Annotated in this window: 13 protein-coding genes and 1 other RNA gene; 4 read left to right on the forward strand and 10 right to left on the reverse strand. The window is 40.9% G+C overall.

Annotated features, from left to right (window positions below; all coding sequences use genetic code 11):
• Positions 1-12 precede the first annotated feature (12 nt).
• The 7 genes from hscA to V6E90_RS11860 form a co-directional block, all read right to left on the reverse strand.
• Positions 13-1872, reverse strand: coding sequence for a Fe-S protein assembly chaperone HscA (gene hscA, locus V6E90_RS11830; RefSeq protein WP_065342833.1), 1860 nt, complete (start codon positions 1870-1872; stop codon positions 13-15).
• A gap of 38 nt (positions 1873-1910) precedes the next feature.
• Complete coding sequence (hscB, locus tag V6E90_RS11835; protein WP_004652978.1) at positions 1911-2429, reverse strand: Fe-S protein assembly co-chaperone HscB; 519 nt, start codon at positions 2427-2429, stop codon at positions 1911-1913.
• A gap of 81 nt (positions 2430-2510) precedes the next feature.
• A complete protein-coding gene (gene iscA, locus V6E90_RS11840; RefSeq protein WP_004652979.1) occupies positions 2511-2831 on the reverse strand; it encodes an iron-sulfur cluster assembly protein IscA in 321 nt (106 codons plus the stop codon).
• 29 nt (positions 2832-2860) lie between these two features.
• The gene (iscU, locus tag V6E90_RS11845) at positions 2861-3247 is read right to left on the reverse strand and encodes a Fe-S cluster assembly scaffold IscU (protein ID WP_004652980.1); all 387 of its coding nucleotides are present in this window, start codon (positions 3245-3247) and stop codon (positions 2861-2863) included.
• A 91-nt stretch (positions 3248-3338) separates the two neighbouring features.
• Positions 3339-4556 carry an IscS subfamily cysteine desulfurase gene (locus V6E90_RS11850; protein WP_004652982.1) on the reverse strand — a complete coding sequence of 406 codons (1218 nt, stop codon included), beginning with the start codon at positions 4554-4556 and terminating at the stop codon, positions 3339-3341.
• A gap of 1 nt (position 4557) precedes the next feature.
• A complete protein-coding gene (locus V6E90_RS11855) occupies positions 4558-5031 on the reverse strand; it encodes an Rrf2 family transcriptional regulator (protein ID WP_004771673.1) in 474 nt (157 codons plus the stop codon).
• Between the two features lie 107 nt (positions 5032-5138).
• On the reverse strand, positions 5139-5786 hold the full coding sequence (locus V6E90_RS11860; RefSeq protein WP_016541118.1) for a hypothetical protein: 648 nt from the start codon (positions 5784-5786) through the stop codon (positions 5139-5141).
• Positions 5787-5996: 210 nt separating this feature from the next.
• Between V6E90_RS11860 and V6E90_RS11865 the strand changes: the two genes are divergently transcribed.
• The 3 genes from V6E90_RS11865 (at position 5997) to V6E90_RS11875 (ending at position 8904) form a co-directional block, all read left to right on the forward strand.
• Positions 5997-6452 carry a phasin family protein gene (locus V6E90_RS11865; RefSeq protein WP_016660354.1) on the forward strand — a complete coding sequence of 152 codons (456 nt, stop codon included), beginning with the start codon at positions 5997-5999 and terminating at the stop codon, positions 6450-6452.
• Positions 6453-6620: 168 nt separating this feature from the next.
• Positions 6621-6893 (forward strand): HU family DNA-binding protein, encoded by a 273-nt coding sequence (locus V6E90_RS11870; RefSeq protein ID WP_004639426.1) that lies wholly within the window; start codon positions 6621-6623, stop codon positions 6891-6893.
• 139 nt (positions 6894-7032) lie between these two features.
• A complete protein-coding gene (locus tag V6E90_RS11875) occupies positions 7033-8904 on the forward strand; it encodes a SurA N-terminal domain-containing protein (RefSeq protein ID WP_023270019.1) in 1872 nt (623 codons plus the stop codon).
• Between the two features lie 62 nt (positions 8905-8966).
• Here V6E90_RS11875 and V6E90_RS11880 read toward each other — a convergent pair whose 3' ends face one another.
• Positions 8967-9830 (reverse strand): YbgF trimerization domain-containing protein, encoded by an 864-nt coding sequence (locus V6E90_RS11880; RefSeq protein WP_332605422.1) that lies wholly within the window; start codon positions 9828-9830, stop codon positions 8967-8969.
• 323 nt (positions 9831-10153) lie between these two features.
• Between V6E90_RS11880 and ffs the strand changes: the two genes are divergently transcribed.
• An RNA gene (gene ffs / locus V6E90_RS11885) (signal recognition particle sRNA small type) lies at positions 10154-10250 on the forward strand.
• Positions 10251-10260: 10 nt separating this feature from the next.
• Here ffs and V6E90_RS11890 read toward each other — a convergent pair.
• On the reverse strand, positions 10261-10743 hold the full coding sequence (locus V6E90_RS11890; protein ID WP_262758682.1) for a regulatory protein RecX: 483 nt from the start codon (positions 10741-10743) through the stop codon (positions 10261-10263).
• Positions 10744-10785: 42 nt separating this feature from the next.
• Positions 10786-11832 (reverse strand): recombinase RecA, encoded by a 1047-nt coding sequence (gene recA, locus V6E90_RS11895; RefSeq protein WP_004652989.1) that lies wholly within the window; start codon positions 11830-11832, stop codon positions 10786-10788.
• Positions 11833-11848: the final 16 nt, after the last annotated feature.

An 11848-nucleotide genomic window follows, 5' to 3' on the forward strand; every position in this document is an offset into this window, starting at 1 on the left:
TCACCTATACCTTTAGTTTGAGTTTGACCAATCTTCAAGTTTTGTACCTTTTAAGGCATGGTCAATATGTCGGTTCATACGCAATGCAGCAAAGGCATCACTATGAATTTTAAGTTGCTGAACAGCATGTTCAATCGCTGCAAGCTCATCGGTTTTCAGACGGGCTTTTAACGCTTCAGCGGCAAGAATTAAATCTCGAGCTTGTTGCTGTGAGAGTAAATCCGTATCTGCTTTTAACGCTTGTTCGAGTGCTTCTAGCTCACGTTGCGCTTCGACTTTGGTTTCTTGCAAATGACGAAGGTGTTTGTCTTCTTCGGCATATTGGAAGCCTTCAACCAATAAACGTTCAGTATCCGCTGCGGATAAACCATAAGATGGTTTGATATCAATTTGTGCTTGAACACCAGAGGTGGTTTCTTTTGCTGAAACGGTGAGTAAACCATCCGCATCAACTTGGAAAGTCACTTCAATACGGGCTTGACCCGCAGTCATTGGTGGAATGCCATGTAACACAAAACGGCCCAATGAGCGGCAATGCTCAACTAAGTCACGTTCACCTTGCACTACATGAATCAACATCGCAGTTTGACCATCTTGATAGGTGGTAAATTCCTGACGGCGTGCTACAGGAATTGCGGTGTTTCGTGAAATCAAACGTTCAACCAGTCCACCCATGGTTTCTAGACCAAGAGAAAGTGGGGTCACATCAAGCAATAATGAACCATCTTGGCTATTACCAATCAACTGATTGGCAGTGATTGATGCGCCAATGGCAACCACTTCATCAGGGTTAATGGTGCATAATGGTTCACGTTGAAATAATTCACCCACCGCTTTCTGTACGGCATAAGAGCGCGTAGAACCACCGACAAGGACTACATGTTCGATTTCGTCGAGATCAAGCTTGGCATCACGTAATACACGTTTGCACACACTCATGGTTTTATCGAGTGCGACTTGAATAATTGCTTCAAAGGTTGGGCGATCTAAAGTGAGACGATCATCCAGTAATTTTAATTCGGCAGATTCGTGATCGGTTAAATATTCTTTGGCTTGACGTGCTGCCACAACAAAAACGGCATATTCTTCATCAGTTAAGGTTTCGATGTTGAGCTGTTTTTTAGCCCATTTTACGATTAAGCGATCAAGGTCATCACCACCAAGGGCAGTGTGTCCGCCAGTCGCAAGAACTTCAAACACACCTTGTGAAAAACGTAAGATCGAGACGTCAAATGTACCGCCCCCTAGATCGTAAATCACATAGTTACGATCGGTGCTGAGATTGGTGTCTTGATCCAATCCATAAGCAACAGCCGCTGCTGTAGGTTCGTTCAATAAACGTAAAACATTCAAACCTGCAAGCTGTGCAGCATCACGTGTTGCTTGACGTTGTGCTTCGTCGAAATAGGCTGGAACGGTAATCACAGCACCATTCACAGGGTTGTTGAGGCTGGCTTCGGCACGGTCTTTTAACTGTTTTAAAATTTCTGCAGAAATTTCGACAGGTGTTTTACGACCAGCCGCAGTTTCAAATGCAGGCATTTCATTTTCTGCACCAACGAGTGTATATGGGTGCTGGAATTTGATATCTGCTTGTGAACGACCCATAAAGCGTTTTACTGAAACAACTGTATTTTTTGGATCAGTCAGCATAAAGGGTTTAGCTTCATAGCCAAACGTCGTTGCATCCTTTGCATAGTGAACAATAGATGGGAGTAATACTCGCTCTTTGTCATCTTGTAGAACTTTCGGTTTTCCCGATAGCACTGTCGCCACTAAAGAGTGGGTTGTCCCCAAGTCAATGCCAATCGCAATACGATGTTGATGCGGGGCGGTAGATTGACCAGGTTCAGCAATTTGCAAAAGTGCCATGCGTGCGGTATCCCTTGAAAATAATTGGTAACAGCGGATTAAAAATCATCATCGAGGTCGAAGCTTTCTTCTTCGTCCAGCATGCGATCTTCAGCTTTATCAATATCATTCATAACACGTTGGAAAAAACGTAACTTACGAACAGTATCACGTGCTTCAGCCCAGTCTTCGTCAGCAAAATCAATTTTAAATTCGCGAACTAGACCATCGATCCATTGCTGAATTTCAACTTTTAAAGTGTGAAGTTGCTCTGTTGAGGTGGCTTCATCAAGTTGTTCGCGCATTTCGAGTGCAGATTGCAAAAATTCAAAATCGCTAATGGATTGGTCAAGATGGTGATCTTGTTTTTTTAAGGCAAGTAGATATGCCGCACGACTATCAACTTGTGAGAGTACTTTATACGCTTGGTTGATTTCGCTTGACTTGATCAAGGCCTGATCTTTGTCAGTGGCTTTATCTGGGTGATATTGCTGTTGCAAACTTAAAAACTGTTTTTTTAAAGCTGCTAAATCTATATCGAGTGCTTCGGGTAATTGGAACAACTCAAAATGATTCATGGGAGATGAATTCCGCTAGTGATAAATACGTTAAAACAGTGCGGAACACACTGTTTTGACGAGAAGAAAGAGGGTGTTTGCTTAGACGGTAAATGATTCACCGCAACCACATTCACCTTTTTGATTAGGGTTGCTAAATTCAAAACCTTCGTTTAAACCATTTTTGACATAGTCCATCTCTAAACCATCGAGATAAACTAGACTTTTAGGATCAACAAAAACTTTAACACCAAGTTGTTCAAAGACTTGATCGTGTGTATCGACATCGTCGACAAACTCAAGTACATAAGCCAACCCAGAACAACCCGAAGTTTTCACACCAATACGAATCCCTTCACCCTTACCGCGGTTTTGCAGGTAATTGCTGATGTGAGTCGCAGCATTTTCAGTTAAATGGATCATGAAAACTCCAATGTTATTTCGGTCATCAATTAAGCTTTCGCTTTTTTACCGCGATAATCTTCAATCGCAGCTTTAATTGCATCTTCAGCTAAGACAGAGCAGTGTACTTTCACTGGTGGAAGTGCAAGCTCAGTCGCGATATCAATATTCTTGATTGATTGAGCCTCATCAAGCGTTTTACCTTTTAACCATTCGGTTACCAGTGAGCTTGATGCAATTGCAGAGCCACAGCCGTAAGTTTTGAAGCGAGCTTCTTCAATTACGCCATTGTCATCCACTTGAATTTGCAAACGCATTACGTCGCCACACGCTGGTGCACCCACCATACCTGTGCCTACGTTTTCTGCATTTTTGTCTAAAACACCAACATTACGTGGGTTTTCGTAATGATCAATTACTTTTTCGCTATAAGCCATGTCGCTTCTCCAAACCTCGGGGTCAGCCTAATATTAATATGAGGGTTAAAACACGTTTTTCAATGAAGTGCTCAATTGAGCACTCAGCAAATTAGTGTTCAGCCCATTCAACTGTTGAAAGGTCGATACCTTCTTTGTACATATCCCAAAGCGGAGAAAGTTCACGCAATTTCTCAACCGCAGCTTTGGTAATTGTCAACACATGGTCAATGTCCGCTTCAGTTGTGTATTTACCAAAACTGAAACGAATTGAACTGTGTGCCAACTCATCAGATAAACCTAAAGCACGTAAAACGTATGAAGGTTCTAAAGTTGCAGATGTACATGCTGAACCACTTGAAACAGCAACATCTTTCAGTGCCATCATCAGTGATTCACCTTCAACAAAGTTGAAGCTGACATTTAGATAGTTTGCAACGTTTTGCGTTGGGTGACCATTCAAGAACACTTGTTCAAGGTCTTGTAAGCCATTCCAAAGTTTGTCGCGTAATTTACGAATGCGCTCTTGTTCTGCCTGCATGGTTTTGCCTGCAATTTCAAAAGCCTCACCCATACCAACAATTTGATGTGTCGCTAAAGTACCAGAACGCATGCCACGCTCATGACCACCACCGTGCATTTGTGCTTTTAAGCGAACACGTGGGCTACGGCGAACGAAAAGTGCGCCAATGCCTTTAGGACCATAAACTTTATGACCAGAGAAACTCATTAAGTCGACTTTCATGGTTGAAAGATCAATCTCAACTTTACCCGCAGCTTGTGCAGCATCGACATGGAAGAATGTCTTGTTGGCGCGTGTTAATTCACCAATCGCAGCAACGTCTGTCACTGTACCGATTTCGTTGTTTACCATCATCAGTGAAACAAGAATCGTGTCTGGACGTAAAGCAGCTTGAACCATTTCAGGGGTAATTAATCCTGTGCGTGGTTCAGGCTCTAAATATGTAATTTCAAAACCTTGTTCTTCAAGCTCACGGCAAGGGTCTAACACAGCTTTGTGTTCGATTTTACTTGTAATGATGTGTTTGCCTTTTGAACCGTAGAACTGAGCAATACCTTTTAATGCTAAGTTATCAGATTCTGTTGCGCCTGAAGTCCACACGATTTCACGTGGGTCAGCTTTGATTAAGTTTGCAACTTGCTCACGCGCATATTCGGCTTTTTCTTCTGCTTGCCAACCATAGGCATGTGAACGTGACGCAGGGTTACCAAAAGTTCCCTCGAACGTTAAACATTCCATCATACGTTCTGCAACTTCAGGCAGTACAGGAGTGGTTGCTGCGTAATCAAGATAAATTGGACGTTTCATGTCAGATACCTGTAACCGATAGAAGGGCTGAATCTAAACTTGGTGAATTTTGGCGTAGAGCAACGGTTTGAACGTTGTCACGCGCAATTAAATCAGCAAGGGTGATTTTTGCGAGATAATCGGCAATATGGTGGGAGAGTTCTTGCCATAAGTCGTGCGTTAAACACATTGCACCATTCTGGCAGTTGCCTTTGTGGTCACAACGAGTCGCATCAACAGTTTCATTTACAGCTTCGATAATTTCTAGCACTGTGATTTCACTTGCATTGCGCGCAAGGTGATAGCCACCATTTGCACCGCGAACGCTTGAAACTAACCCATGTCGTTTAAGTTTTGCGAATAACTGTTCTAAATAAGCGACTGAGATGGATTGGCGTGCTGCTATTTCCGCAAGCGTGATCGTTTGTTCAGTTGGCTGCAAAGCTAAATCAAGTAGAGCAGTCACTGCGTAACGACCGCGAGTTGTAAGACGCATGATTCGGTACACATGGTTAGACTAGATGACTAAATTTTATGAATTCCGACTAAAATAGTCAAGTTTTAAATTGCCATTATCAGCGTGAAAAGTAAAATATATTGGAATTATTGTATCCACGTATTATAAACAAAAAAGGCGATGAAAATAAAGCTCAATACCGCAAAGCTGATATTGATCAAGCGCTGACGTTTTTGTAGGCGGTGAATACGATTTTGATATTGTTTTACTTCAACCAGCAAAGTATTGATTTCTGAGCGCTGCTGGTCAATTTTATCCAAAAGTGGGGCAATACGTTGCTGAGATGCAACTGCTTCAGCTTCGTCGTTAAATAAATTGAGCCATTGTTTCCAGTTTGCCAGAATACTAGAGAGTGTGAGATGTGGAACTAAATCTAAGAACTCTTCTGCAAGAACTGCATCACCGAGAATGCGCATATTGCTAATACTGCGCTGATTGTTAAACACAAAAATCTTAATCAGATCGATGAGTGTGCTATTAATTTCCAAATCGATGTTACGATCCAACGCTTTCATATCAAATAAAAGACCTTTTTCGGTAAATTGGATATAAAAGTCGAAGAACGGAATATAGCTATTGATGCGAATAGTGATTTTTTTGTCGATCAATTTTTTCGCGTGCAAGCGCAACCCTGCATCGTGCGTCAGCATGAAGGAGAAAAAAGTTTCTAAAACAATGATGACAATGTTTAGCAACAAATGGGGGTGTTTATGTCTTTGTTGCGTATCACTCATAGATCTCTTTTTCCTTACCAATAACGTTATGAAACAATAAAATCTGTAAACTTGAGCATCCGTACTCAAATTGTGAAAAATAATTTACATGACTTTATTGCTTTGTAGAACAGTTTTTTAAAACGATCAAGTCTTAACTTTGATATTATAAAAACATTTTTATGGTTAAATACGACATACTGTTTGTAAAGAGCTTAGGAGTAATAGTCAATGGATAACTCAAACATAGAAAATCCTAGTGAAGAAGCTGAAGTAAAAACTAAGCCAAAATCAAAGAGTTCTAAAAAATCTGCACTTGATTTCAAAAAATACACACAACAAATCTGGCTGGCTGGTTTGGGTGCTTTTTCACGTGCGGAAGAAGAAGGAAATAAATTGTTTGACTCGCTGGTCAAGGTCGGTGAGGAGCTTGAATCAAAAACAGTCGATTTTGCCGATAATACCGTAGTGAAGGTAACAGAGAAGGCTAAAGAGTCAGTTACAGATACCAAAGACAAGGTTGAAAAGATTCTGGATACAGGTGTCAATCATTCTTTGAATCGTATTGGCTTGGTTACTCCCAAGGATCTCCAACACATCGAGCAGCTCCTTGTTCAGCTTCATATCAAGGTCGATGCGTTGATCGAAGAAAACCATCAATTGAAGGCTAAATTGAATAAAAAGTAAAAAAAAGGCAGGTAACTCGTCCGTTTATGTCGTATTTCAGTATTTATTTTAATTAAAAGGTCTTTCTAGTATTGCGTTCTCCCCCAAAGCATTGCTATAAAGGCGTCATGGCCTTTTAAACTATAGCCTTGGATCTTAACAAACGATATTAAGAGGATATTTTTTATCATGAATAAATCAGAATTAATTGATGCGATTGCTGAAAAAGGGGGAGTGTCTAAATCGGATGCTGGTAAGGCACTCGATGCGACAATTGCATCAATCACTGAAGCACTTAAGAAAGGTGACACGGTTACTTTAGTTGGTTTCGGTACTTTCAGCGTGAAAGAACGTGCTGCTCGTACAGGTCGTAACCCTAAGACTGGTGAAGAGCTGCAAATCAAAGCAAGTAAAGTACCTAGCTTCAAAGCTGGTAAGGGTTTAAAAGATTCGGTTGCGTAATCTTTTTAAATCAATAAACGCACCATTTAGGGTGCGTTTTTTATTTATTGAATGAAAAAGTTAATTTGATCCTTATTCTGCATTCATTCGTCTTTGTTTTTCAGTTAAAATTGCCCCGAAATAAAATATTGGAATTCTTATGGAATCGTTTCGTACTCTCATTAAGGGTTGGCTTGGCAAAGTCCTGCTAGTTTTGTTTTTGACCCCTTTAGCACTTGTAGGTATTGAAGGATATTTTAGTGGTAGCAATAAAGCAGACGTTGCGAAATCGGTAAACGGTCAAGATATTTCTAATAAAGAATTAGAAAGTGCAACCAAGAACTATAAAGACCAGTATTTGTCATTGGTCAAAGGTGACGAGTCCCTTTTAAATTTACCTGTCATTCAGGAAAAAGCATTGGATGCACTTGTTGCACGCAGTCTGTTGCAGCAGCAAGCTGAAAAGCTGGGTATGACTTTAAGTGATGTACAACTTGAACAAATGTTGGCACAGCAACCAAGTTTTCAAGAAAATGGACAGTTTTCGCAAAAATTATATGAAAACTATTTACGTTCTGTTGGGATGACTAACCAAGCCTTAATCGCGAGTTTACGCCAAGACCATGCATTGAAGATGATTTCAACATCTTTGATGGATTATGCATTGGTGAGTAAATCAGATGTGCAACAGTTAGCTAATCTACAAACAGAACAACGTACCTTACATCTAGCAAGCATTAAGTTAGATGATTATAAAAAAGGCGTAACGGCATCAAATCAAGAAATTACGGATTACTACAACAAGCATAAAACTGAATTTAAGCAAGTTGCCAGTGTCGATGTTGATTATGTGGTGTTAACCCCAGCATTATTGCCTAAAGCAAATCTTGCGGTAACTGAAGCAGATTTACAGCAGGCTTATACGGCTTTTGTTGATGAGCAAAAGAAAGCGATTAAACCTCAGGTTAAGCATATTTTAATTACCACGGATGCACGTGATGACGCTGCGGCACAGAAACTTGCCAATGAAGTCTATGCAAAAATTCAGGCAGGTATGAGCTTTGCTGATGCTGCGGCTCAATTCTCCGATGATCCAACCTCTAAGACCCAAGGTGGTTTAGTTGAAGCTTATGCGCCAGGCGCATTCTCGGCGGATTTTGATAATGCAGTCAATGCCTTGAAAAATGGTGAGATTTCAAAGCCTGTTAAAACGCAATACGGTTATCACATTATTGAAACAGAATCACCAATGCTCAAGTTACCATCGTTTGAAGCTGAAAAAGCACGTTTGACCGCTGAGGTTGAAAAATCAAAAGCTGCGAATTTATTTAGCGATACGGTTAACAACCTTAATGAAATGGTAGTTGGTGGTGATTCTTTAGATGTCGTTGCACAAGAAGTGAAGGGTGCGCGTGTTGAATCTGTAAATGGTGTAACACTGACCACTGATAATCCATATTTAAGTGATTTAGGTGTAAAAGCAAAATTGTTTAATGATGATGTGAAGAACGGTGACCGTAATGCATCTTCAAATATTCAATTGGCGAATGGTGATACCATCTGGATTAAAGTTCGCAATTATCATGCAGCGGGTATCAAACCTTTGGATCAAGCAACTGCTGATGTGAAAGCAAAAGTGATCGAAGCGAAGGCTTATAAAGCTGCGCAAGCGAAAATTGCAACGATTCTTGCAGACTTTAAAACTCAACCTGCGGCACAAGTGGTTGCGAAATCTCAAGTCACTTTTGAAAATGCAGGGACATTTGCACGTTCACAAGGCTTGAAGCGTGCGATTGAGCGTGCTGCGTTTAGCATTCCTGCACCAAGCAAAGAAGGGTTGTGGTCTGCAACCACTGCGAAACTTCCAAATGAACTCGTGATTGTTGCTGTTTCAAATGTAAATAGCAGTGTTGCGAGCACATTACCTGCTGAGCAGTTGCAAGAGTTGAACAAGCTTTATCAACAGTTCCGCGGTCAGCAAGTTTTGGAAGATTATACCGAATACTTGAAGTCGCAAGCAAAGATCAAATAATTTTGTTCTAAGCATAAAAAAGCCAGTTTGTAAAAACTGGCTTTTTTATTGGCGACTGTAAATTACTTTTTCTGAATGAATTTGGCTTCTTCAGATTGTGGGTATTGACTGAGCAACTTACTTCGGTATTGATTTGCCAAGGCTGTATTTTTATCGACTTCTTTGGCAATACTATACAATTGATAAACTGCACGCGATGCTTTGGCAGAATTTGGATAGCGTGTTGCGACAATATTATAGTTTTGCTTGGCTGCTTTGTAGTCAACAGGCTCAACGGCCAAGTAGAATTCAGCTAGCCAAAAATATGCATTGCCGACATAAATACCATTGGGGTGATTTTTAATGAAGTTTTGCATGGGTTGAATGGCTTTTTTGGCACCACCTTGCTTATAGGCATCAAGCGCAACGGTATAGGCTGCTTTTTCTAGCTCGATTTGATTGGTGGTATTACTTGTAGTCGCAGTGTTGGCTTGTGATGGTTGCTCGGCAGTTGGTGCTTGTGGCTTCACAGAAGATGTTTGTTGCTGTGTTGCGGGTGCTGTTGGTGCAATCACTGGAGCAGCAGCGGTATCCGTATTGCTTGCTCCGGCTACAGCACCATCTTGAGCTTCAGGGTTATCTTCTGGTGGATCAATTTTTTGAGATAAAAGCTCTAAGCGCTGATCAAGATCGGTATAGCGATTGGTTAGTTCTTTTTTTAACTGTTCAATTGCATTGTCATGTTCTTCAAGTTGACCACGTAACTTACGAATTTCTTCTTCAAGCTTCTGGTTTTTTTGCATGATTTCCCAGTTTAAACTTGGAGAGCCTGCAACAACATTATTGGCTTGTTGTTGACTTAAAGAGCGCGATTCAATTGGAACATTAGCATATAAGTGCGCACTACTGAGCAGGGCAATAAAAAGTACGGAATGCTTTTTTAGCATAAAAATTCATCCATAAGTTGAAATTAAAGCTGTGGTCGAACAAGTCTTCACTTTTTACTTGCAACACACCAGATATAGATTTTTGATTTAGCCATTAAAACAGCAACTCATTTAAATGCAATAAGCATTTACAATCTTCAAGCACTTTTGCAGGAAATTACTGGGTTGTTGTTTAATGTTTGTTCATCTTGAAAGTAAATAGATAACAAATATATAGCAGTTGATGATGAATTAGGCAGTTGAATGCAAAACTCGCTGAAAAACAGCAACAAGGCTTGCAACTCGGGTAAAAATCTCTATACTTTGTCAGGCAATGGTAGCCCTGCTGGTAGCTTCGCAATTGTACTCTACGAACCCCGCCAGGACCGGAAGGTAGCAACGGTAGTAGAACTATGATGTGCCGAAGTCATGCTAGTAGGGCTGCCACCAGTTATTCTTCTTCGCTCGTTCGAGCAATCGCTTTCATAATTACCCCCATATCAAACCCACGATATTGTAAAAATCGAATCTGTTTTGCTTTGATTTTTGGGTCAGTTGCAACTTCTTGTCCAAATTTTTTCAGTTTGAGTTGATATGCTTGGTCAAGCCAATCGACGTCTTGCAGCTCTTCAGTAATTAGCTCCGCATCCAGTTGCTTTGCTTTTAATGCCTGTTTGATCCGTTGTAAACCTTTGCCTTTTCTGAGTTGACTTGCCAGCGTCAGTTCTGCCACGCGTTGGTCGCTCTGATAATTTTGTTGTGCTAATTCTTCGACCAGCTTTGCGACTTCCTCTGGGTTGATCGCATATTGATTGAGCTTGGTGATTAACTCAGCTTGAGAATAGTCACGACGCGTGAGCAGGGCAAAAGCATAAGAGCGTAATCTTGAGCCTGTGAGGGTTTTGGGTTTTTCGGTTTTTTCGGAATTAAACATGCTTTCCTCATTAAAGAAAAACGCCCCGAAGGGCGTTTCAGTTTAGCTTTCTAAGAAATCTGGTTCTTCTTCTTCAATATCTGTGTTTTCGGCTGGCTTGTTCTTGGTAAGCAATTGTTCACGAATCAGCTTCTCAATTTCTTGAGCCATTTGTGCATTCTCTTCAAAATGACGAATTACGTTATTTTTACCTTGGCCAATTTTATTGCCTTGATAAGAGTACCAAGCACCCGCTTTTTGTACGATATCTTGTTGAACTGCAAGATCAACCAATTCACCGAGTTGGTTAGTCCCTTTACCATACATGATCTGGAATACAGCTTCTTTGAACGGAGGCGCCATTTTGTTTTTCACAACTTTAACGCGCGTTTCGTTACCCGTAATTTCGTCGCCTTCTTTTACTTGACCGATACGACGGATATCTAAACGTACAGAAGCATAGAATTTAAGTGCGTTACCACCGGTTGTGGTTTCTGGGCTACCAAACATCACACCAATCTTCATACGGATTTGGTTAATGAAGATCACCATACAGTTTGAGCGTTTCGCATTACCTGTAATTTTACGCAGCGCCTGACTCATTAAGCGTGCTTGCAAGCCCATATGTGAGTCACCCATTTCGCCTTCAATTTCGGCTTTCGGGGTCAATGCGGCAACAGAGTCGACAACGATAAGATCAATTGCACCTGAACGCACTAACATATCGGCGATTTCGAGCGCTTGCTCACCATGGTCTGGTTGTGAAACCAAAAGGTTATCAATATCTACACCGAGCTTACGTGCGTATTCAGGGTCCAATGCATGTTCAGCATCGATAAAGGCACAGGTACCGCCATTTTTTTGACATTGAGCAATGGCCTGCAATGTCATGGTCGTTTTACCTGATGATTCAGGGCCGTAAATTTCAATGATACGGCCTTTAGGTAATCCGCCAATCCCTAATGCGATATCGAGTGTTAAAGAACCCGTAGAAACTGCTTCAACTGCTTGTACGGTATTATCACCTAAGCGCATCACTGTATTTTTACCAAATTGTTTTTCAATCTGGCTCAATGCAGCTTGTAACGCCTTACTTTTATTATCATCCATCTCAAAACCTCAAAAC

The sequence above is a fragment of the Acinetobacter sp. ESBL14 genome, from assembly GCF_036668815.1.
Lineage (GTDB): Bacteria > Pseudomonadota > Gammaproteobacteria > Pseudomonadales > Moraxellaceae > Acinetobacter > Acinetobacter gyllenbergii.